Annotated in this window: 20 protein-coding genes; 14 read left to right on the forward strand and 6 right to left on the reverse strand. The window is 35.5% G+C overall.

Translation table 11 applies throughout. The features are described from left to right. The first annotated feature begins 247 nt into the window (after positions 1 to 247). From BUA98_RS07195 to BUA98_RS07225, 7 genes are all read left to right on the forward strand, one after another. Positions 248 to 1,297, forward strand: a complete 1,050-nt coding sequence (locus BUA98_RS07195; protein WP_072970935.1) for a glycoside hydrolase family 130 protein — start codon at positions 248 to 250, stop codon at positions 1,295 to 1,297. A 92-nt stretch (positions 1,298 to 1,389) separates the two neighbouring features. Further along, positions 1,390 to 2,046, forward strand: coding sequence for a DUF6766 family protein (locus BUA98_RS07200; protein ID WP_072970936.1), 657 nt, complete (start codon positions 1,390 to 1,392; stop codon positions 2,044 to 2,046). Between the two features lie 183 nt (positions 2,047 to 2,229). Then, a complete protein-coding gene (locus tag BUA98_RS07205; protein ID WP_072970937.1) occupies positions 2,230 to 4,371 on the forward strand; it encodes a catalase in 2,142 nt (713 codons plus the stop codon). Positions 4,372 to 4,389: 18 nt separating this feature from the next. Then, entirely contained in the window at positions 4,390 to 4,962 is a 573-nt protein-coding gene (locus tag BUA98_RS07210) for a YciE/YciF ferroxidase family protein (RefSeq protein WP_072970938.1), read from the forward strand. A 252-nt stretch (positions 4,963 to 5,214) separates the two neighbouring features. Further along, positions 5,215 to 6,288 carry a BamA/TamA family outer membrane protein gene (locus BUA98_RS07215; protein WP_072970939.1) on the forward strand — a complete coding sequence of 358 codons (1,074 nt, stop codon included), beginning with the start codon at positions 5,215 to 5,217 and terminating at the stop codon, positions 6,286 to 6,288. A gap of 144 nt (positions 6,289 to 6,432) precedes the next feature. Further along, positions 6,433 to 7,029, forward strand: a complete 597-nt coding sequence (locus BUA98_RS07220; protein WP_072970940.1) for a hypothetical protein — start codon at positions 6,433 to 6,435, stop codon at positions 7,027 to 7,029. A gap of 458 nt (positions 7,030 to 7,487) precedes the next feature. Beyond that, complete coding sequence (locus BUA98_RS07225) at positions 7,488 to 8,957, forward strand: glycoside hydrolase family 130 protein (protein ID WP_072970941.1); 1,470 nt, start codon at positions 7,488 to 7,490, stop codon at positions 8,955 to 8,957. An 85-nt stretch (positions 8,958 to 9,042) separates the two neighbouring features. Here the strand turns inward: BUA98_RS07225 and BUA98_RS07230 are convergent, their stop codons facing one another. The 6 genes from BUA98_RS07230 to BUA98_RS07255 all read right to left on the reverse strand — a co-directional run bounded on the left by BUA98_RS07230 (position 9,043) and on the right by BUA98_RS07255 (position 16,175). Further along, a complete protein-coding gene (locus BUA98_RS07230; protein WP_072970942.1) occupies positions 9,043 to 10,143 on the reverse strand; it encodes an AI-2E family transporter in 1,101 nt (366 codons plus the stop codon). Between the two features lie 44 nt (positions 10,144 to 10,187). Beyond that, the gene (locus BUA98_RS07235) at positions 10,188 to 10,874 is read right to left on the reverse strand and encodes a potassium channel family protein (protein WP_086065200.1); all 687 of its coding nucleotides are present in this window, start codon (positions 10,872 to 10,874) and stop codon (positions 10,188 to 10,190) included. Positions 10,875 to 10,926: 52 nt separating this feature from the next. After that, positions 10,927 to 12,495, reverse strand: coding sequence for an efflux MFS transporter permease (locus tag BUA98_RS07240; protein ID WP_072970944.1), 1,569 nt, complete (start codon positions 12,493 to 12,495; stop codon positions 10,927 to 10,929). A gap of 3 nt (positions 12,496 to 12,498) precedes the next feature. Further along, a complete protein-coding gene (locus BUA98_RS07245) occupies positions 12,499 to 13,563 on the reverse strand; it encodes an HlyD family secretion protein (protein WP_072970945.1) in 1,065 nt (354 codons plus the stop codon). Between the two features lie 11 nt (positions 13,564 to 13,574). Beyond that, positions 13,575 to 14,915: a TolC family protein gene (locus tag BUA98_RS07250; protein ID WP_072970946.1), complete on the reverse strand. Its 1,341-nt coding sequence runs from the start codon at positions 14,913 to 14,915 to the stop codon at positions 13,575 to 13,577. A 222-nt stretch (positions 14,916 to 15,137) separates the two neighbouring features. Next, complete coding sequence (locus BUA98_RS07255) at positions 15,138 to 16,175, reverse strand: bestrophin family protein (RefSeq protein WP_072970947.1); 1,038 nt, start codon at positions 16,173 to 16,175, stop codon at positions 15,138 to 15,140. 184 nt (positions 16,176 to 16,359) lie between these two features. Between BUA98_RS07255 and BUA98_RS07260 the strand changes: the two genes are divergently transcribed. The 7 genes from BUA98_RS07260 to BUA98_RS07290 all read left to right on the forward strand — a co-directional run bounded on the left by BUA98_RS07260 (position 16,360) and on the right by BUA98_RS07290 (position 24,520). Beyond that, a complete protein-coding gene (locus tag BUA98_RS07260) occupies positions 16,360 to 16,743 on the forward strand; it encodes a response regulator (protein ID WP_072970948.1) in 384 nt (127 codons plus the stop codon). Between the two features lie 194 nt (positions 16,744 to 16,937). Further along, positions 16,938 to 18,419 (forward strand): ankyrin repeat domain-containing protein, encoded by a 1,482-nt coding sequence (locus BUA98_RS07265; RefSeq protein WP_072970949.1) that lies wholly within the window; start codon positions 16,938 to 16,940, stop codon positions 18,417 to 18,419. A gap of 62 nt (positions 18,420 to 18,481) precedes the next feature. Then, on the forward strand, positions 18,482 to 18,961 hold the full coding sequence (locus BUA98_RS07270; protein ID WP_072970950.1) for a DUF2271 domain-containing protein: 480 nt from the start codon (positions 18,482 to 18,484) through the stop codon (positions 18,959 to 18,961). Positions 18,962 to 19,032: 71 nt separating this feature from the next. After that, on the forward strand, positions 19,033 to 21,219 hold the full coding sequence (locus tag BUA98_RS07275; protein ID WP_072970951.1) for a PepSY domain-containing protein: 2,187 nt from the start codon (positions 19,033 to 19,035) through the stop codon (positions 21,217 to 21,219). A gap of 194 nt (positions 21,220 to 21,413) precedes the next feature. Further along, complete coding sequence (locus tag BUA98_RS07280; RefSeq protein ID WP_072970952.1) at positions 21,414 to 22,430, forward strand: FAD:protein FMN transferase; 1,017 nt, start codon at positions 21,414 to 21,416, stop codon at positions 22,428 to 22,430. Positions 22,431 to 22,726: 296 nt separating this feature from the next. After that, entirely contained in the window at positions 22,727 to 23,605 is an 879-nt protein-coding gene (locus BUA98_RS07285) for a helix-turn-helix domain-containing protein (protein ID WP_072970953.1), read from the forward strand. Positions 23,606 to 23,677: 72 nt separating this feature from the next. Next, the gene (locus BUA98_RS07290) at positions 23,678 to 24,520 is read left to right on the forward strand and encodes an NAD(P)H-binding protein (protein ID WP_072970954.1); all 843 of its coding nucleotides are present in this window, start codon (positions 23,678 to 23,680) and stop codon (positions 24,518 to 24,520) included. Positions 24,521 to 24,524: the final 4 nt, after the last annotated feature.

Raw genomic sequence — 24,524 nt, forward strand, 5'->3', positions numbered from 1 at the left:
TAGTAATTTAACTAATACATTAGTAATAAAAGCAGATTTGCAGTATAAAACACACTTCATTCTACTGATTTACAACAACATAAACAGAGCATAATTTTCTTTTTATTTTAACCGAAATGCCAATCTTGAAAAATTAAACTTCTATTATATAAAAGAACATAACCTCAAAATTGTTTATTTTTATATTTCCTTACTTTTAAAAATCATTTAACCTGCCGAATTCCTAATTAATTTAAACCCATAAATTATGAGCGACATTGCACGAAGATTTCCAGAGAATCCCCTTTTGATGCCGAAAGATTTGCAGGCAAGCAGCGAAGAATTACAAATTATCAGTCTTTTAAATCCTGGTGTTTTTGTTTTCGAAGGAAAAACCTGGCTGTTAGTAAGGGTTGCAGAAAGTATTGCACAAAAAGAAGGTGTTATCTTTTTTCCTGTGGTAAACGCTTTAGGCAAAATTGAAATTATCGAAATACCGCTTAATGATCCTGATTTGGTTGCCAGTGATCCCAGAGTCATTCAATATAAAGGACTCGATTATTTAACTACACTCTCTCATCTTCGCCTGTTGTGCAGCGATGATGGGGTTCATTTTTATACTCCTGAGGGGTTTAATTCTCTTGTGGGTTCTGGAATTTTGGAGCAATTTGGTATTGAAGACGCACGTGTAAGTTATCTTGAAGATACTTTTTATATAACCTATACAGCCGTTTCATCCAATGGTGTTGGTGTTGGATTGCGTACCACCAAAGACTGGAAAAATTTTGAAACGAAAGGCATGATATTTCCTCCACATAATAAGGATGTCGCGATTTTTGAAGAAAAAATAAACGGTAAATTTTATGCTTTACATCGGCCATCAAGTCCACAGATTGGTGGGAATTATATCTGGCTGGCTGAATCTCCAGATGGAGTACATTGGGGAAATCATCAATTCCTTCTGGGTACACGTATGGGACTTTGGGACAGCGCCCGAGTTGGTGCAGGAGCAGCGCCCATTAAAACAGATAAAGGCTGGCTCGAAATCTACCACGGCGCAAATGCAGAACATCAATATTGTCTCGGAGCCTTTTTAATGGATCTTGATGATCCTTCTAAAGTCATTGCGCGTACAACAGAACCTATCATGAGTCCGCTAGAGAATTACGAACTAAGTGGCTTTTTTGGCTATGTAGTTTTTACAAATGGGCATGTTGTTGAAGGGGATAAAATTACGATGTATTACGGAGCGGCAGATGAGTTTGTTTGCGGGGCTCATTTTTCAATTAACGAAATTTTAGCAGCTTTAGAAATATAAATTTTAGCTCACGAATTTTATAACTTCTGAATTTAATTATGTAAGTATTCTTCATTAGTATTTGTCAATTTTGATACAAACAAAATACTAAGATGAAAGACTTTTTACGTAACAACGGTTTATGTATCTGCTTTTTAGCGCTTTTCATAGCGACATTAATTGGTCAGATATTTTTCGGATTCGAAGAACACAATAAGGAACTTATCGACGAAGGAAGTGCTGCAATTAATCTTTCTGCTTATTTCATTTCGGGTCATTTTATCGAATCCACTTTTGAAAATTGGGAAAGCGAATTTCTTCAAATGGCCTTGTTTGTGGTGTGTACTATTTTTTTAATGCAGAAAGGCTCATCAGAATCCAAAGATCTCGATAAAGAGGAAGAAGTTGACAGAGAGCCTTCTCCTACCCGAAAAGATGCTCCATGGCCTGTAAAAAAAGGCGGATGGGTACTTATCCTTTATAAACATTCCCTCACTATTGCGCTATTATTGCTATTCATAATTTCTTTCATACTTCATTTTTATGGAAGTTTAAAAGATGAAAATGAGAAATTAAGCTTAAAAGGTCTGCCTTTAGAATCTGTCTCAGATTATATGGTAGATTCCCGATTTTGGTTTGAATCCTTTCAAAACTGGCAAAGCGAATTTCTCTCGGTTTTTGCCATTATACTCCTATCCGTTTATTTAAGGCAAATGGGATCTCCACAATCAAAACCTGTTGATGCACCGAATATGGAAACAGGTGAATAGCAAGTAATTAAATAATATTTAAATTTCATGGTAATTGTACAACCTAATAAAATAATCTTATAAGCGGTTGGCGAATACATAAAGTAAATTTGGAAACCGAATATCAAAAAACACACAAATCATTGATATTCTGCTATTAAACCATTCAAAACTTCAAAAAAAACAAATCAAAATTTACAGTTTATGAAAAATTTACAAGACGAAAAACAGCGTGATTTACTGCAAAATAAATCAGACGGAACTAATAAGTTTCTGACAACCGATCAGGGTGTTCGCATTAATGACGATAATAATTCGCTGAAAGCTGGCGAAAGAGGACCTTCTCTACTCGAAGACTTTATTTTAAGAGAAAAAATTACCCATTTTGATCACGAAAGAATTCCGGAAAGAATCGTACATGCACGCGGATCAGGGGCTCATGGCTTTTTTGAAGTTACCAATCCGATACCAGAATTAACAAAAGCCGGATTTTTGAAAGAAGCCGGACTAAAAACACCTGTTTTTGTTCGATTCTCGACTGTTGCAGGTTTTAGAGGTTCAACCGATCTCGCCCGTGACGTAAGAGGATTTGCCGTTAAATTTTATACGCAGGAAGGAATATATGATTTGGTAGGAAATAATGTTCCTGTCTTTTTTATTCAGGATGCCTCCAAATTTCCGGATTTGATTCACGCCGTAAAACCGGAACCACACAATGAAATTCCGCAAGCTGCTTCTGCACACGATACGTTTTGGGACTTTATTTCACTAATGCCGGAATCCATGCATATGATTATGTGGGCGATGTCAGACCGTGCTATTCCGAGAAGTTATCGAATGATGGAAGGCTTTGGAGTCCATACTTTCAGATTAATTAACGAAGCTAATGAATCTGTTTTTGTGAAATTTCACTGGAAACCTAAATTAGGAACGCATGCTGTAGTTTGGGATGAAGCCTTAAAAATATCAGGTAAAAATCCTGATTTCCACAGACAGGATTTATGGGAAGCTATTGATATGGGAAATTTTCCTGAATGGGAATTGGGTGTACAAATCATTCCACAAGCAGACGAGCATAAATACGAATTTGATTTACTGGATCCAACTAAAATTGTTCCGGAAGAACTTGTGCCAGTTAAAATAATTGGAAGAATGGTATTGAACAAAAACCCAGACAACTTCTTTGCAGAAACAGAACAGGTTGCTTTTCACCCGGGGCATGTTGTACCGGGAATTGATTTTACTAATGATCCATTGCTTCAGGGAAGATTATTCTCTTATACGGATACACAGTTATCAAGATTAGGAAGTCCAAACTTTCATGAAATCCCGATTAACAGAAGTGTTGCTCCGGTTCACAACAACCAGCGTGACGGACATATGCGTCAGGAAATCAATAAAGGTCGCGTAAGTTATCATCCGAATTCGCTTGGCGGAGGATGTCCTTTTCAGGCAAAAATTGAAGAGGGTGGATTTTCAAGTTTTAATGAACGTGTAGATGCTCATAAAGTGCGAGAAAGAAGCGAAAGTTTTGCAGATCATTTTGGTCAGGCAAAATTATTCTTCAACAGTCAGACTCCAACAGAAAAAAGCCATATTGTAAAAGCGCTTCGTTTTGAACTAGGTAAAGTAGAAACAGCAGCGATCAGAGTAAGAATGCTTGGACTTTTATCTCAGGTAGACATGCAACTTGCCGAAAAAGTAGCTGAAGGATTAGGCACTTCAGTACCGCCAATTCTTGAAACTCCAATAAATAAAGGTGTTTCTCCAGAAAATGAAATGGGAAATCAGGAACCACGTTCTATTGAATCCTCTGTAAAATCTTCAGATGCGCTTTCAATGATCAAAAACCCAACAAATACACCGACAATAGCTTCAAGAAAAGTCGCTATACTTTGTGCCGATGGTGTTTCTGCCGCTTCGGTGATGAACATGAAGAATATATTATTAAAAGAAGATGCCAAAGGATTTGTAATTGCAAAAAATCTTGGATCTGTTGTTACAGACGAAGGTGGTGCAATTCCGGTTGATTTTAGTTTACTGACGACATCATCAGTACTATTTGACGCTGTTTATATTCCACATAGCGAAGGCCTAAATGATTTGGCGAAAAATGACGATGTACTTGAGTTTTTAAACGATGCTTACAAACACTGCAAAGTTATTGGTGCCGATGGTCAGGCAATTGGAGTTCTAAGTGAAACGCCATTTGCTTCAAAACTTAATAATGATGACTCAGGCATTATTTTGTACAGCGATCCTGCCACCGAAACATTTGCACTCGATTTCATCAATGCTATGGCCAGCCATCGTATTTGGGAACGTGAAGAAAATTTATACAACTAACATTAAAAAATAAATCATATGAAAAATTCAGATAAACCTACACCGGATAAAGCTGCCGTGAATAAAAACGGTAAACATAATATTGTATCGCCTTCTGCTGATGCGGCTTCAGAGTTAAAAGACTTCTTTATAGACAGTCTAAAAGATATTTATTGGGCAGAAAATGCACTTGTTACTGCTTTGCCTAAAATGGCTTCAAATGCCACATCTCCTGCACTTACGAGTGCCATTTTAGAACATCTTTCTGTAACCGAAAACCAGGTAAAAAGACTAGAAAAGGTTTTTGAACTCCTTGGAGAAAGTGCAGAAGGAAAAAAATGCGAAGCTATGGCCGGATTATTAAAAGAAGGCGACAGTATTCTGCAGGAAACGGTTCCGGGAGCTGTGAGAGATGCCGGTATTATTGCGGCCTCACAAAAAATTGAACATTATGAAATTGCAACTTACGGTACTTTGAGTGCCTTTGCAAAAACACTTGGCGAGAATGACGTCGCAAAATTGTTAACGCAAACTTTGGCCGAAGAAAAAGAAGCCGATTGTGTGCTTAATGATGTTGCATTAAATACAGTAAATATGGTTGCAGCTGAATAGCGGCATACTTTATTACTTATTTTCATTTTACTAAAAAACATCTGCATTAATTGCAGATGTTTTGTTATTAGAAGCTTTTTCTGAAAAACATGGGCCTAAATTCCATCATTTAAAACAATGATTACATTATAATTCAATGCTTTACAAATAATTCTACGTATATTTATAATATTCCTTTGTGTAAATGAAGACTAAATACAAAAGGAAAAATGGCCTGGAAAAAAGTGATTTATAACTTTCAAAAGAAACCAAATGCAGAAAATTTTATTAGCTATAATCTTGACTCTATGCTGCTCCTTAGCATGGACGCAAACAAAATCAACTGATAGTACTGCCACAACTGTCAAACCCAAAAAGAATATCGATTTTAATGTAATGCCTTACATCAGTTACAATAGAAATCTTGAATTTATGTTTGGTGCTATTCCCATGATGATGTACAAAATAAATCCAGCCGACACCATTTCTCCTAAAAATTTATCAGGAGTCTCAGCCATTTACACTACCAATAAATCGTATTTTCTGGCTTTATTCAACAAGTTTTATTTTAAAGAAGATACTTGGCGTGCAACATTATTCTTTCTGACCGGAAATCAAAATTCACAATTTTATATGGATGATTTAGACGCACCTGATTTTTACGATTACGGCACCAAAACAACAGTTGTCAATTTTAGTGTTCAGCGTAAAGTGGTAAAATCATTATACGCCGGAATTGGGTATTCGTATGCGCATTATGATACTACGTACGAAGACAATGTACAACCCGCTTCAAAAACACATACAAATGGCCTACAGGCGATCGTAATGTATGATACCCGTGATGCAGTTTATTATCCTACTAAAGGTGAAAAAGCAAGGATACGATGGGTTACTTTTCCGGAATGGTTTGGAAATGATGTCACAGCTAATAAAATTCTGTCCGAATACAATAAATATTTCCCAATGCGTAATGGAACCGATGTTTTGGCTGCCCGTTTTTCAGGTAAATTCGGATTAGGTGATATTGCTTTTGAACAACAGGTTACCATTGGCGGAGAAGATATTAGAGGGTATTCTGAAGGAAAATATCGCGGTGATGGGCTAATGGCGATACAAAGCGAATATCGATACAATTTTAGTAAAAAAATGGGCGTTGTTGGATTTGCAGGTCTTGCCACCATTTATGGTTCCGATACAGCCGATTTCAACTGGAAAGTCTATCCGGGCGCCGGCGTGGGATATCGCTACAAAGCCTTTAAAACCGAAAAATTCAATGTAGGATTAGATGCTGCGGTTGGAAAAGACGATTGGGGAATTTATTTCAGAATTGGAGAAGCTTTTTAAAAAAGGCAACAGCTGTTAATTAATATATAAAAGCGCACACTTTTTGATAATCAATTCGTCATAAAGACAATAAATAGTTTAATTAAATGTTTAGGTTAATAGGTTAAATCTAATATTAACTTGTATATAAAATAGTAAAAAAATATGAAAAAGATTTTGTTTTTAGTTATGATGATTGGTATTTCGCTGCATGGGTTTGCACAAGATGAGCTCAATAAAAAGCAGCAGTCAATCCCACCTAAAAATTCAGAAAATAAAGAAGTGATTCCGCCAACAGAAGCTCCACCAAAAGATGAGCCACTACCTCTTTCAAAAGAGCCGATTGTTTTAAAAATAAATCCGGATGAACTTTTCAATAATAATATTCTTTATAAAAGAGAAGCCAACGTTGAAGGCATTTTTTACAGAAGAAATGAATATTTAGGTGGTTTTGTAACGAAATCTTTTACATCTACAATTCGTTACAGAGATGCTGCTTTTGTTGACGGCGATAAGATCAAAGTATATCTGAATGATAAGGTTATTGAACCGGAAGTAGTTCTTGACGGAAGTTATAAAGGTTTCAAAATAAATCTAGTTAAAGGTATCAACAAAATTGATTTTGAAGCATTGAATGAAGGTTCTGCTTCACCAAATACAGCTGAATTTCAGGTTTATGATGATAAGGGCGAAGTAATAGAATCCAGCCAATGGAATGTTGGTAAGGGTTACAAAGCAGTTATCATCTTGTATAAAGAGTAAACTTAAAAGGTTTTATTATTCGTTCAAAATTATTAATGGGGACAAAATGAAAAAATCATTTGTCCCTTTTTTTATATTCCAAACGTTCTTTCTTTTCTACTTAAAAACAATCTTCAAAATATATCTACTGTAAATCAAATATTTATACAGATAATTTTATTCTTTTTTGTAAATTTGAAATACCCCTTTATTAAAATCAGGCTTTATAAATTGATTGTTTCAGAAAACTAAAGTTTGTAAAGTGAAAGACTATGTATGGAGTTTTAATAAAATTTTAAGGTTTTTTCGTTAGCAAAATCACTAACTTGTATAGAGCTTTTAATACAAGTTACGCTTGTTTTAAAATAGATATCATTCTTAATTCTATAAAAAAAAGAAACATAAAGTAAAATAACTGAAGTCATTTTATTCTTGAGGATAAAATTGCACTGACTTTTATCTAACAAAAAAATAAAAATATGCGAGTACCCATCATTAGAAAAAACATAGTATTTACACCAGATTCGAAAAGAGTTGTTGCCCGATATTTTATGAATGGCGATGAAAGAACCCAACAAATGGTGATGCGGATAATGATGCTGGATGAAAAACAGGTTTTGCAAACTTTAGAACAGACACTTCGGGAATTTGCCCGACGCCATCGGAATATTTCAAGCATATTTTTAAAACATTGCGAGAAAATCAGACCTATAATCGAAGGAATGCAGGTAGATTACGAAGCTATTTCCCTGGATCGAAAGATGCTGATAGGCTCTTACTGTACAATGGAATATGCGATTGAATCTGCTGCCATTTTTAATCCTTCCATCATTGAAGATTTTGACCAGACAGGCTTAGAAATGGGCGAAAAACGTGTCATTCTTTCTTTTAGAGCGACCGGTGAAGGTCATATTTCTTCGATTGTTTTTAGAAGAGCAATTCTGGATCGAAACAACAACCTTCAGGTAATGAAGATTGGGCATCATATTGACAAGGCCGAAATCGAACACAAAACTTTGTACAACAAAGAACGATTCTTAATGAAATTGTCTGAGATGCATACGCAAGATAAATACATCACACAAGTCATGCAGGAATTGCCGGATGAATTTGAATATGCCATCTTAAAAAGCCTGGTAAAAACGAGTTTAAGCGACCCATCTATCAGTCAGGAAAGAAGAACCGCACTCGAAGAAATTATCTGGCTGGCCAATTCTTTTTATGATTTGTCTTTCCAACATGATTCTGACATCACAGAACGTGTTATTTTTCCCATATCCGAGTCGGAAAGCCGTGGTATAGAAGATGCCCGTTTTGTTCGTTTTGATGATGATCATGATGATTCGCATCGCGTATTGGCCACTTACACAGCCTATAATGGTCATGCCATATTACCGAAACTTATTTCTACTGAAGATTTTTATACATTTAGGGTAATGCCTTTGCATGGTGTGGGTGCTCAGAATAAAAATCTGGCCTTATTTCCGAGAAAAATAAAAGGAAAATATGCGATGCTTTCCCGAATTGATGGCGTTAACAACTACATCATGTATTCAGACAGGGTTACCCAATGGAATACTCCTATCCTACTTCAGGAACCACGTTTTGCCTGGGAGTTTACCCAAATTGGAAATTGTGGATCACCATTATGGACAACAGAAGGATGGCTTGTCATTACCCATGGCGTGGGTACAATGCGCCGTTATTGCATTGGAGCTTCCTTATTTGATCTTGATGATCCATCAAAAGAAATTGGAAGACTAAAAGAACCTTTACTTTCCCCTCTGGAAGACGAACGTGAAGGTTATGTTCCGAATGTTGTTTATTCCTGTGGTGCTATTATTCACAATAACAGCCTGATCTTGCCTTACGCTGTTTCTGATTATTCTTCTACTTATGCAGTTGTAGATTTAGTCGAATTATTAACGGCTTTAAAGAGTAGTAAATAAGATTTCAAACTGAAATAATTTTATAAAAACAAAATCCCATTTCGTTATGAAATGGGATTTTTGTTTTATAAATAAGAAATCAGCTTTATTCAATCGTAGCTTCCGGCTCAATAATTACGGTTTTTGGTTCAGCATAAGGATGATCATCCAGCCACGCAATAAACAGTTTATAACCGATTGAAAATACGATCGGACCAACAAACAACCCAATAAATCCCGACATTATAAAACCGCCAATAACGCCTAAAAAAATAACCAACATCGGTACCAAAGCCCCTTTACCCAATAAAAGTGGTTTCAGAACATTATCTGAAAGTCCGCTTATGATGAAAAAGATAGTCCATCCAATTGCGTAACCAGAATCTCCTGTTGAGAAAAGATATATTATAACTCCGATATTAATAATAATCGGCCCAATCTGTAAAATAGAAAATACCAGACAAATCAAGGTCAATATTCCAGCATACGGAATATCAGCTAAAAACAATCCAAATGCCTGAATAATGGTTTGAATAACAGCAACCCCCAAAATTCCTTTCACCACCTGAAAAATAGTAGAACTTGAAATGGTCATAATTTCATCTGCTTCGTTTCCGGCAATCTTTTTTAGAAATTTATAAACCATAGTTTTAGCCCCTGGCGAGACCAATAAAACCCCGGCAATAATGACCGAAAGGATAAACTGTAAAAATGCCATTCCGGAGCTCACTATACTACCCATAATTTTTGTCGAGAATTCCTTAATCTGATCCTGATACTTAACAACACTCTGTTCTAAATCTGTTGACGCTGAATGCAAAAACTCGTAAAGAGGTTTGCCAACTATAGGCCATTCTTTAATCGACGGTTTTGGCGGACTAACCTTAAGAGTTCCGGCCTCAAACTCGGTTTTCAATTCTAAAAAATTGGATGTTGCTGCTTTTAATGCATACACTACTGGTACTAACATTACGGCTATAATAGTGATTGTTATGATTACCGCAGCCAACGTTTTTCGTCCCTTTAATATTCTTTGCAGAAAATTAAATAAAGGATAAAATGCTACAGCTAATATTGCGGCCCAGAGGATTGGCATAAAAAAAGGCATTAGCAATGTGAGACAAAATCCAACAACCAGGAAGATAAAAAATAGCTGCAAAATAGTGTCAAAGAGTTCTTTTCGTTTATTCACATTCGAATTTTCCATTTTATTTTGTTTTTAGATAATAATTGGTTTTACATGTTTGTTTATTATTTTTTTAAAGAAAAGTTGGCATCTGAAACCAATCTTCCTATTAAGATTACCGGATACAAAACGCCTGTCAGCACCTCAATCTGAACGAGGGAGCGCGCAAAAGGATGAATGGGGACAATTTCGCCATAACCCGTCGAGGTCATGGTGATATAACTGAAATACATAAAATTAGCCTGTTCACTGCTGCTATCAAATGGAGAAACAGCCATCTGAAAAGAACCTTCGATGTGTTTAAAAACAAATAAATACACCGTACACCATAGATTTACCAACAGCATGTAAACGACTATCGAACCAATAATACGATATTGTGTTACTGGCCCAGGTTCTAATACTTTGATTAAAACCAATCCAATTAGAAGCAACATTAAAGCAACCGACAAAAAGAGGTCGGCAAATACAACAATAAGGTTGGTCTGAAAAAAATCGATCCATTGTACCATTAAAAACAGGAATGGAATAATTGAAATAAGAAGAGCTTGCTTTTTATCTTTTGCCAATGAAATAATTCCTGCCATAATAAATAACATCCAAAAAATATTGATAAATACCATGAAACGAGAATAGCTTCCAAATAAGGGAACCACAATAAATTGCATGATACAAAGCAGTAAAAACATGACGCTAAGTCCTTTTTCCCGAGTCCATAAACGATATAAAAAACGATCATTTTTTAGTTCCATAATTCTTGATTGTAAATTAAATAAGTGGCTAAACTGGATTTTATGCAATACTTTAAATTGGTATGGGCTCTGCTTCTACTTTTCCAATCGGCCTGCGCCAAAGTTTAAAGAGTAGAATGATAAAAATGGGCAAAAAACAAATCGCCGACATAACCAGATAAATATCTTTATACGCCAGTAACATAGCCGTCTGAGCCGTTTGATTAGAAAGGCTTTTCTCCGCTTTTTTCTGTGCCTCAGCATCTGATAATCCCATGAATACAAAGTTTCTTTTGGAACTGGCTAATTGATTTTCTGCCTGTTTATTTGTCGCTGTCAATTGTTGACTAAGTCCCGTTTTGTGCTGTATATTCATATTTGAAATAAAAGTTCCTAAAATAGCGCCTCCTAAAAGTGATGCAAAAACGGCCTGAGCAATAATTCCGCTCATCATACGCGAAGTGCTTAATTTTGGAGGAACTCCTTCTGAGATATAAAGCAAGGATACCGGAAAAAGAAACCCCATTCCGAGTCCTTTAAAAATCAGTGGCAGAAAGAAATCGGACGAATCTATTCCTGGATAAAATCTTAAATACAGCATAACATGATACAATCCATAACAAGCGAAACCAATAATCCAGATAGTTGCCAAATAAATTCGTTTGTATAGAAGATAGGTTGACAACGGAATCGAAATACACAACCCAAGCAGTAAAGCAAGATGTGTCTGAGCTCCCAAAACCGAATCAAAACCCAAAATATTAGTCATATATCCCGTTACAACACTGCCTGTTCCGTTCATAATTCCAATATAAAACATCAAAAAAGCACCAATCACTACATTTTTATACCGATAAACATCCGGATCAATTATAGGATTTTCCGTAAAACGGGTATGCAAAAGATAAACTCCGAATATTAGAAACAAAAGAGCCGCTGCTAATCCTACTTTCGGATCATCAAACCAATTTCGAGTTTGTCCTTCGGCACATAAAAAGAGAATGACCATTAAAAAGAGAATCATGATGATCCACCCTCGCCAGTCAAACTGAAATACTGCTTTCATAGGCGCCACATCGGCTTTATAAAAATACCAAGCTAACAGAATACAGACTAAAAAATTGACATTAAGAAAATAAACGCTAAAAGTCCAGTTGTGCAAACTGGTAAAATGAGCCCCAATATATTGATACAAATGCTGACTTCCTTTTTGAATAAACTGAAGAATACCATACAACAACGCCATATTAAAAACAGGATTGTATTTTAATAAAATCGGCACCATCGAAGCAAATATTCCAATAACGGAAACAATAGCCATAAGAGCACGACACAAGGTAAACCAACCGATTGTAGGTGCAAATAAAGAGGCCGTATTGAAAAGCAGCGATAAAAAACTTACCGATAAAATCATGGTGCGAACGCGAATCTGTTTACCCAATTTCAATCCCAAAGGCATAAAAGCCAACATACTAAAAATGGGAATATAGACAGAATACGTAAAAACTGTAGTTGAAGCCCCAAAATGCCCCAGAATTTGCGAATTGTCATAAGTCGTAACATTTAGTCCATTAAAAAAAGGAATCGTAAGGATGTATAATCCTATAAGTGTAAAAACGCTTCCTTTTTTTCCTGCGATCATGTTTTACTTTTTTACTTCGACAGTTACATTCATACCGGGTTTTACTTCGGCTAAATCTTTGGCCGCAGCTTCAAATTCAATTTTAACTGGAATTCGCTGTGTGATTTTCACAAAATTCCCTGTTGAATTATCAGGTTCAACCATTGAGAATTTCGCTCCTGTGGCCGGCGAAAAACCTAGTACTTTTCCTTTAAATTCTTTTCCGTCCAATGCATCAATGGTAATGGTAACCTGTTGCCCTTGTTTTATTTTTTCGATTTGAGTTTCTTTAAAATTGGCCGATATCCATAGCTTTTGGTTCAGTACGATCGTGGCTATTGTTTGATTGGCGTTGATTAATTCTCCAATCGAAAGATTGCGCTCTCCAACATAACCATCAGATGGGGCTATTATGCTGGTATATGATAATTGCAACTTTGCTGCATCAAGATCTGCTTTTTTTCTGGCGACTGTTGCTCGCGCTGCTTCCAGATTGATATTGCTCTGTTTGGTTACAGAACCGCTGGCTTCCAGTCCTTTCCGACTCGCTTTTACATAGGCTTCCTCCGATTTCAGTTTCGAAATAACCTGATCATACTGGTTACGCGTCACAGCCGAATCGGCATACATATTTTTGAAGCGCTGATAATCTTTTTGTGCTTTTTCAAGACTTGCCAAATCTCCAGCCAACTTTTCCTGTCCCGAAGCCTGATTGGATGCTGAGGTCGTAATGGTCTGCACTAAGGAATGCAGGTTTCCTTCGGCTATAGCCAAATCAGCTTCGGCCTGCTTTACTTTTATACTATATTCTGAATCATCCAAAATCACCAAAGTATCACCTTTATGAACATACTGATTGGCTTCAAACCTGATTTCCTGAATATGACCGGTTGCTCTTGCTGCAACACTGTTGATATAAGCCTCAACCTGAGCGTTATTAGTGGTTTCATAATTACTGAAATCAAAAAACAAGCTTAAAATCCATAAAGCTCCGGCAATTAAAAAAACAAAAGATAAAACCGTTAAAACCTTATTTCGCCTTTTATCCTTTTTCTGAATTGCTTCATTTGGTACATTTTCTTCGCTCATGATGTCTTATCTTAAAGTTTACCCATGGCATATTGCAGGGAATAATATTGAATAATTAAATCTAAATTGGCGTTAACCAATTCAATTCGGGAGTTATTTAATTGTAATTCAGCATCTACGATTTCGCTGATTAAGGCAAAATCGTTATCATATCTGCTTTTTACAATCTTATAATTGCTCATGGAGAGCTCCACATCTTTTTTAAAGGTTTTGATATTCTCTTTACTTTCGACATAACGTACATAAGCATTTTTTACCTCAGTACCAATTTGATCTTTCGTAACAGCCAAAGCAATATTACTCTTATCAATCTCCAATTTATCGCCTGATATTCTGTGCTTTAAAGTATAAAAACTCGACACATCCCAACTTAAAGAAAGGCCGGCAGCCCAATAATTAAGTATATTGACATAAGTTGGCCATTGTGCCGGATATTCTGTATTCAGAATAAGATTAGCGTTGATATTGGGCAGGAAGCCACTTTTAGTTAAACTCAAAGAGGATTCAGAAAGCTGAATACCTATTTCAGCTCTTTTTAATTCTTCCCGGTTTTGAAAGGCTTCTTTTAAACTTTGCTGAAGATCTAAATTTTCTGTGGGAATCATGCTTTCTGTAACTTCAGGCTTTAAAATGGTATTCGTTGGAAAACCAATTAAAATATCCAGATAATTACTGATCAATTCGATTGTATTGGTACTTCTAAAAACTGAAACCTTAAAGTTAGATTGTTGTAATTCGGTTCTTAAAAGATCACTTTTTAAATTCTGCCCGTTATTAACACGTGATTTTAACTGACTGATACGAAGGTCGGTATTGATAATATTTTGTTTGGTTACCTCAATTTGGCGGTATAATTTTTCAAGGGTAAAATATTGTTCTGTAATCGCATTTTTAACGTCGGCTTCCGTCATTTTAACAACGGATTCCTGCATTTGGCTCAGCAATTTTTGCTGTTCGATTCGGTTATTAATGGAACCTCCACTGTAAATAGGAACGGCAGATACGACATTGGCAAATCCCATATGATTCAAATAATCTACTGTAATGTTGTTTTCATAGAACCCTTCGTATAATTTAGGATCTCCTATATAGGTATATCCGGCGCTTAACCCGATACGGGGCATTTTAGCAATTTTAGCCTGATCTACATTTTCATTGGCAATAGCCAGATTGGCGTTGGCAATTTTAAGTTGTTTGTTGTTCTGAATACCAAGTAAGATGGCTTCCTCCAGCTTGATTTTTTTTGCCGTAGGGAGACTATCTTGCTGGGCAAAACTTAAGTTGTGGGAACAAAAGACCAAAACAAAAAGTACATATTTTAAAGCTGAATTTTTTAAATGCCAATAATTCATTCGATTTAATTCGTTTAATTTTTTGATATGAGACCGGTAACAGCAAATAGTTCATTTTAAACAACTTCAATAAGGGATTTGGGCGGGGCAATAAATTCAATTATAAGGTAACTAACTCTCTATCAAAAGTATCGATTTATTTTTAAAATTAAAATATTATGTTAAAATTATCTTTGAATTATCCGATTAATTGTTAAAATAAAGAAACTTTAAAATTTAGATTTACAATAAAATTCCGTTTTGCGCTTTAATAGATTTTGGAATATCTTCTTCTTTCAGCATGTGTTTCAAATCAATTTCGATGGTGCGGCAAATAGAAAGCATCGGAATATCGTTTGGTAGACCTCCAAAGGGATTTTCAGAATAATCACCAACAAGTTCCATTAGAAGGAAAATCCAGGAAACAATACTTACGACCGGAATAAACAACCAGACATTATAATGACCCATTTGATCAAACTGGGCAATTAACCCAAATGGTAATAAAAAAATAAAGATCCAGACAAATAAATTACTTGCATAAGCATATAAACGGGGTAACGGAAAATTTTTAATTCGCTCTGCCTTACCCTGTTCATCATATAAATTATTTAAAAGGGTTTGCAATTGCACATGGTAAAAATCGTTTATAATGTCATCTTTTCTAAGCTGCATTAAATCTTGCGATTGCAAATCAATAATATGCGTAGCCATGTTCCTGAATCGCTTCAGATCAGCATATTCCTCAGAATTAAGATATTTTTCCATCATCTCTTTCGTAAAATCATCTTCAAGAGTATCACCAGCCACTTTTTCTATTGATCTTCGGCTCCTTTTGGCAATATGAGTCCCAAGTGTAATATGTTCCCAGGATGTGGGTATTGATAATTGGGCACGAAAAGCATACACATAAGCAATATTTCTGTAAATGAGTTTTTTGGTTATGGCAGCAATTTCTTCCTCGGTAAATTTTTCAGACGAAAGGTGATTTTTAATATAACCTCTCGTAGTAACACCCCACATACGGCTAATATTAAGGATCGTTCCCCATATTTTTCTGGCTTCCCAGATTCGCTCATACGATTGGTTGTTTTTAAAACCAATGTAAAAAGATACCGCAGTACCAATGATCCCGATACTAACCCACGGAATTGCAATCCATTTTAGATGAAGGAATTCGTATGAAAATAAAACCAGAAACGACCATACAATAATCCATAATAAATAACCTCCGCTAAATTTCACTAATGCACTAAAGCTGAAACTATTATTTACAAACATAATTATCTGATTTTATAAGCCTTATAAAGATAAAAATTAGCGTAATACAAATATCATTTTAAGTATAAAAAGTGGTATTTAACCGTTAAAATTATTTATCCGAAACTTAAAACCTTGACATTATATAAAATCATATATGAAATTATGTAACTTTAACTGACTCTTTTCTTGGTATTTTTAGAATATGAACTATCAACGTATTTTGATAATAGATGATGATCCTGAAGATATTGATATATTTTCAGAAGCCGTTAATTCATTTAAGGAAAATATCACTATTACAGCGGCTACAGATGCTTCTGTGGCTCTGGAAGACCTCAAAAAAGCAACACAATTACCGGATATTATTTTTCTTGATTTGCAAATGCCGCGTTTAACGGGAAAAGATTTTTTGCAAAAAATAAAAGAAGATGACCATTTACAAAATATACCTATTATCGTTTTATCCGGCCAGTCAGATCTAATCATAAAAGATACTTATCAAAAAATTGGTGCCAGTAATTTTATTTGCAAACCAAATAGTTACAAAGAATTAATTCAAATACTTCACGAAATACTTTATTCGTAAATTAAACCTTTTTCACATACCCTAATCTTAAGACTGAATTAAGATTGATTTTCTTTTCCAAATAAAATTGTCTTACTAATATTTATTTTTACATTTGCCTTATTTTTATTTATTCTAAATAGATTACTTTAAAAGTACTTTTAGAAGAAATAAAAGTATGACCAAACTCTTTATAAAATTGTAAAATTCTAAATATGAAAAAGAAACTTTTCATTTCAATTGCATTAGTTGCTGCTCTATTTTCTAATGCACAGCAAAAGAATACGTTATTAGAAGCAAGCTTTTGGAAAACTACTCCAAATGTAGAAACTGTAAAAGCCGAAATAGCAAAAGGAAACAATCCGTCTCAATCCAATCCAAATGCATTTGATGTTGTTGTGCTTGCCATTAATAATGACGCACCTAATGAAACAGTTAAATTTTTATTAGACCAGTCAGGTAACCCTGTTACTAAATCAACTCACGATAATCGTATTTACCTGCATTGGGCCGCTTACAGAGGAAATACCGAATTAGTAGAATATCTTATCACCAAAGGTTCAGATATAAACAATGAAGACAGCCACGGTGCGACGCCGGCGGATTTTGCAGCCATGAACGGACAAACTAACCCTGCTTTATATGAAGCTTTTTTTAAAGCAGGATTAAATCCGAAGAAAAAATATAAAGATGGAGCAAACTTATTACTTCTTGTTATTCCGTTCGATAAAAATCTAGCTGCAGCCGAATATTTTACTACAAAAGGAATGTCTCTTAAAGATGTAGATAACGACGGAAATACCGCTTTTAATTATGCTGCAAGAGTTGGAAACATTGATTTATTAAAGAAAATAGCAGCAAAAGGAGTTACATATAATGACAATGCGTTATTTTTTGCTGCTCAGGGAAGCCGAAGAGAAACTACTTCATTAGAAGCTTATAAATATTTGACAGAAGAATTAAAACTAAACCCTGCAGCCGTAAACAAATCAGGAGAAAATATATTGCATTTACTGGCTGGCAAACCCAATCAAAAAGAAATCATCAGTTACTTTCTTGCAAAAGGCGCAGATGCTAATAAAGTAAATAAAGACGGAAACACCCCTTTTATGCTTGCAGCTGGAGCCAGAGAAAATGGTGCATTGGAATTGTTGCTTCCAACCGCGAAAAACATCAATTTAAAAAATATAAAAGGAGAATCAGCTTTGACATTAGCTGTAAAATCAGGAACACCTGACAATGTTGCTCTTCTTTTAAACAAAGGTGCTGATGTAAATGTTACCGATAAAGATGGTAATAATCTGGGCGTATACCTAATTCAATCATACCGTCCTGAATCAAAAGGGCAAGATCCTTTTGAAGCAAAAATAAAATTGCTACAAGACAAAGGATTAAATCTTGCTGCTCCTCAAAAAGATGGTAACACTTTGTATCATTTAGCAGTTGTAAAAAGTGATTTCACCTTGTTAAAAAAATTAGCCCCTTTAAATATTGATGTCAATGCCAAAAACAAAGACAGTATGACGGCTTTACATAAAGCTGCCATGATTTCTAAAAACGATGAAATCCTGAAATACCTGATTTCTATTGGAGCCAAAAAAGACATTAAAACCGAATTTGACGAAAGCGCCTACGCTCTTGCCAAAGAAAACGAGTCATTAACCAAACAAAACATATCAGTCGAATTTTTAAAATAAACAATCTTTTGAAATTCCAAATTTCAAATTCCAAATTCTAAATTTTATAAAAAATACAATACATGAAATCAATTCTTAAAGTAGCTTTTACAGCTGCGTTAATTTGCCTTGTCTCTTTCCAGTCTGTTGCACAAAGCAAATACAAATGTATGCTTCAAATGAACAATTATATGGGAGAAGGTGCTTATATCGTAGTTTCACTTATTAACCCAAAAGGAGAATACGAAAAAACGCTTTATGTAATGGGTGATGACAAAAAATGGTACACATCCTTAAAAGAATGGAATAAATTTCAGACTAAGAAACATGACGATATCAGCGCTATCAGCGGGGCATCGGTAACGGGTGGTGACCGTAGTATCACTACTTTTGAAATTGAAGATTCTAAATTGAATAAAGGATATAAATTACGTTTTGAATCGGCTGTTGAAGATCAAAAATACTATGTAACGGATGCTGAAGTTGTGCTTACAACTGCAGGTCTTGCTGATAAAACAGAAGGTAAAGGTTATATTAAATACGTAAGATTAAACAAAATTTAACAATAGAAATCTAAGCTTTGTCAAAGTTTTGAACTTTGACAAAGCTTACTTACTTTTTAGCATAATACTTCATGACTCTTTCCTTTTGGCGTTCCTCTCACCTGACTTTGGCTTTGGTTTCTTCTTTATTTTTGATCTTGGCATCGGTAACGGGTATTATCCTGGCAGTTGATGCTGTACAGGAAAAAACACTTCCGTACAAAGTCGAAAATTTTGATACAATAACTTTAGGAGAGACGCTTCCTGTACTAAAAAAGAATTATTCTGAAATGACCGAATTAACTGTTGATTACAATCAGTTTGTAACACTGCAGGCCATCGATCAGGATGGGAATGACATCAACGCTTATGTTGATGTCAAAACAGGAAAAAAAATAGGAACTCCGGTAAAGAAAAGTGAATTTATTCAATGGATTACGAGTTTTCATCGTTCTCTGTTTCTACATGAAGCCGGTCGTTTTTTTGTGGGTGTTATTTCTTTTTTATTATTCCTGATCGCGATTTCCGGATTTGTTTTGGTTTTGAAAAGACAAAAAGGAATCCGCAATTTCTTTTCGAAAGTGATCAAAGAATATTTTGCTCAATATTACCATGTAATTTTAGGGCGATTGGCTTTAATTCCGATTCTGATTATTGCACTTACAGGAACGTATTTATCACTGGAAAGGTTTAACTTTTTCATGGATAAAAAAGAGCAAAGACAAAAAACAGAAAGCATTGCTGCTGCCAAAAAAGCTACGAAAGTCAATGTTTTCAAGACTATATTTTTATCGGATGTAAAGAAAATCGAATTTCCTTTTACGGATGATCCTGAAGAATATTATATCATTGAATTAAAAGACCGCGAAATTGAAGTAAATCAAATTACGGGCGAAGTAATTAGCGAAAAAAGATCGCCATTAACGGCTCAATTTGCTGCTTTGAGTTTAGACCTTCATACCGGAAGAATTAACGCGATCTGGGCTTTAGTTCTGGCTCTTGCATCTGCCAACATTCTCTTTTTTATCTATTCTGGTTTTGCCATGACCTTGAAAAGAAGATCAAGCCGAATCAAGAATAAGTTCAAAGCCAGCGAAAGCAAATACATTTTATTGGCAGGCTCCGAAAACGGAAGTTCACTTAGATTTGCCAATGCGATTCAGAAACAATTGAATGCCGCTGGTGAAAAAGCTTTTTTAACCGAATTGAATAGCTACACGATTTTCCCAAAAGCAGAACATATCATCGTGTTCTCTTCCACACACGGATTGGGCGACGCGCCATCCAACGGAAGAAAATTTATTTCCCTTTTACAAAAACACAAGCAAGAACAAAAAATCAATTTTTCTGTGGTTGGATTTGGTTCAACGGCTTATCCTGATTTTTGTGGTTTTGCGCGTGAAATTGATGAACTTTTAGAAGAACAAAACTGGGCGGAACGTTTTCTGGATCTACAGACTGTCAATGATAAATCGGCTGTGGAGTTTGTGGAGTGGATTAAATTATGGAGTGCCAAAACCGGAATTCTATTGTCTACAACGCCTTCTTTATACAATCACGCTCCGAAAGGTTTGCAGAAATTAATGGTTTTAGATAAAACCGCTATTTCTGAGACAGAACATACTTTTATCCTTACGCTTAGAGCTAATATGAGAGCCAAATTTACTTCTGGTGATTTACTGGCTATCTATCCTGCCAATGACACCAGAGAGCGCCTCTACTCTATCGGAAATCATTCCGGCAACATTCAGTTGGTTGTCAAACTACATCCAAACGGATTGGGTTCCGGCTTTTTGAATGAGTTAAAACCCGGTAAGGTCATCAAAGCAAGAATCATCAATAATCATGCTTTTCATTTACCAAAGAAAGCTTCAAAAGTGGCATTTATCTCCAACGGAACCGGAATTGCGCCTTTCCTTGGAATGATCGAACAAAACAAGAAAAAAACCGAAACACATTTATACGCGGGCTTTAGAATGGAAACGGAAACGGTTTCAGGTTATAAAGAATTTGCATCCCAAATGATGCAGAAACAACATTTGCAAAGCTTCCATTTGGCCTTATCTCGTGAAGAAAATCATTATTATGTAATGGATTTGATCCAGCGTGATGCTGACTTTTTTCTAGATTTATTAGAAAATAATGGCGTAATCATGATTTGTGGTTCCTTGGCGATGCAAAAAGATGTCGAATCGACGCTTGATGCTTTATTAGTGAAGAAAAATAAACAACTAAGCGATTATAAAAACAAGGGTCAATTATTGACGGATTGTTATTAAATTTAAACCCATAATAAACGTGTCTAAAAATTTAAACACATAGAAACATAGCTTTTTGGACCGCTTAAAAAAGGCATTTCATTTGTCTGAAAACACAAAGACCTATGTGTGAGAAACTAGTTTCTTTCCATATTCTTCTTTCACACATAAAACCTATGTTTTCTATGTGTTAAAAATTAAACATAACTACTACTATGCAGTCTAAATACAATTCATTTTTCAATTCCTTGTTATTCCTTTTTGTACTGGTTTGCGGTTTCAATGCTGAAGCCCAAACGTTGCGAAAAAGAACAACAATGCTTATGGGAGGCCGATTTGATATTTCGATTGTAGCAAACGATTCTCTGACAGCAGAAAAATCCATTGATGAAATTATTGCCGAAATCACCAGAATTGAAAACCTGATTTCAGACTGGAAATCTACTTCACAGGTTTCAGAAGTCAATCAGAATGCGGGAATTCGTCCTGTAAAAGTCGATAAAGAAGTTTTTGAACTCACACAAAGAGCGCTGCATTTTTCTGAAATTACAAACGGAGCTTTCGATATCAGTTTTGCGGCCATGGATCGCATCTGGAAATTTGATGGTTCGATGACCGAAATGCCTTCGGCGGAAGCCATAAAAAAATCAGTAGAGAAAGTCGGTTACAAAAACATCATTTTAAACAGCACCCAATCGACCATTTTCCTGAAATTAAAAGGAATGAAAATTGGATTTGGTGCTTTGGGCGAAGGATATGCCACCAATAAATGCAAAGATATAATGCTTTCAAAAGGCATAAAAGCCGGAATTGTAAACGCTACCGGAGATATGACCGTTTGGGGAAAACAACCGAATGGCAAAGACTGGAACATCGGAATGACAAATCCTTTTGATACTGATAAACTTTTTGCCGTTGTTCCGCTGCACGATGGCGCTGTCACAACTTCCGGGAGTTACGAGAAATTTGTGGTTTTAGATGGGAAACGATATTCTCATATTATCAATCCTGCGACCGGTTACCCTTCGACCGGACTTTGCAGCGTTTCTGTTTTTGGTCCAAATGCCGAAACGGCCAACGGATTCAGCACTTCTATAATGGTTTTAGGAAAAGAAGCCGGAATCAAACTTATTAATCAATATCCTGAATACCGCTGGATTATGATTACAGATAAAGGGAAAATTATTAAATCGAAGAATTTTAATAAGACGAAGTTTCATTTAAAAAACTAGGTTCTTTTTAATTATGCTTTGTGTGAAAGAAATGCGCTTAAGTTTAAACACATAGAAACATAGCTTTTGAAACCGCTTAAAAAGGCATTTCATTTACCTAAAAACACATAGCTATGTGTGAGAAACTAGTTTCTTTCCATTACCTTCTTTTGAGACACAAAAACTATGTTTCTATGTGTTTAATTTTTTTCTCACGCAGATTTAGCACATTCGGCAGATTTTTAATTTTTAATTCTAAATTTTTAATTCCTTAAACAGCAACTTTTCATACTTTTATCAAAACATCCTGATCTAATATGACAACAGATATTTTAGAAGTAAATGATTTTATTGTTTTAATTGAGCAGTCTTACGCGACAAAAACCGTAGTGGAAAAATGCGAAATTGATGGCGATTCCATTGGTTTTGCTTTCTATGGTTCTGGCAATGTCGAACTGGAAATCAGACATAACAATCAAACCAAATATCTGACGAATACTACCGGTTTAGCGATTTGCTTCTTCGGAAATCAGAAAGTGGAATTTGCCCATAAAATTGAGCCGGACAAACCTCTTCAATCCATCAGTATCTTTGCCAAACTGAAATACATTAACTCGTTGCCTAAGGCTGAAAAGGAAATCTTCGAAAACCATCTTTCGGATTTAATGAACCCAAAAGAACATTTTGTAAAAGGACCAGCATTTTATATGACGCTGGATATGCAACAGGCTGTTCAGAAAATCTTCAATACGTCTTACACCGGCACTACCCGACTGTTATTTTTAAAAAGTCAGGTCAACGAACTTTTGGCTCATTTTTTTGCTTTGTTGACCACAGACAAAAAAGCAGATTTATCAGAATACGACAAAAACAAATTATTTCATGCCAAGGAAATTGTAACCACACATTATTCGAAACCTCCATCGATTACTGAATTATCCAAAATGGTGGGACTCAACAGCAATAAACTGAAAAAGAATTTTAAAGAGTTATTCGGGATTCCGGTTTTTAAATACATTCAGGAAGAAAGGCTGCATAAAGCGTATGAATTACTCCGCGACAGCGAAAAAACCGTACAGGAATCGGCTTGGGAAGTGGGTTATGAAAGTTTAAGTTCGTTCTCGAATGCTTTTTATACTAAATTTGGCACACGACCGAATGAAGTCAAACAACAATTCTTTTCAAACAAATCTTAATTCTTTTCCGACAAATGATTTCGTTCTAATCAACCCAATTTTGTATCAGTTAATCACTTAAAACGAATTGATATGAAAACTACAAAAATTTTAGTCTTGGGAGCCAACGGGAAAACAGGACGCAGAGTATTGGAAAGATTAGAAAATAATACTGATGTTGAAGTTCGCGCAGGTTCACGATCTGCCGCCATTCCGTTTGATTGGGAAAAACCCGAAACCTGGCAAGCAGCACTTCAGGATATAGATGTCATTTATATTAGTTATCAGCCTGATTTAGCCATTCCATCCGCAACAACCGCTATCCAGCTTTTTAGTGGCCTAGCTACGCAAATGGGCGTTGAAAAAATGGTTTTACTTTCCGGTAGAGGTGAAAAAGAAGCGCAAGTTTGTGAAGAAATAGTAAAAACCAATGCCAAAAAATGGACAATCGTACGAGCAAGCTGGTTCAACCAAAACTTTAGCGAAAGCTTCTTTCTGGAGCCAATACTAGCAGGTTACGTTGCATTACCAAGAGCAGAAGCATTAGAACCTTTTACAGATGCTGATGATATTGCAGATGTAATAACAGCTTCTCTTTTGGAAGACAAACACAACGGGCAAACCTACGAACTTACCGGCCCAGGATTGTTAACTTTCAAGGAAGTTATTGCCGAAATTGCAAAAGCTACCAATCGAGAAATAACTTTTCAATCTCTAACTTTAGAAGAATATATCCAGATGTTGAGAGAATATCAGGTTCCGGAAGATCATATTTGGCTGGTAAATTATTTATTTGAACAGGTTTTAGATGGCCGAAATTCATCCATTACCACGGATATCGAAAAGGTTTTGGGCAGAAAAGCCAAAGATTTCTCTGCTTATGCTTTAGAAACCGCTAAAACCGGGGTTTGGAATCAGACTGTATCTCAAAATTAAATTG

Origin of the sequence: Flavobacterium saccharophilum (assembly GCF_900142735.1) — a bacterium.
Taxonomy (GTDB): Bacteria; Bacteroidota; Bacteroidia; order Flavobacteriales; family Flavobacteriaceae; genus Flavobacterium; species Flavobacterium saccharophilum.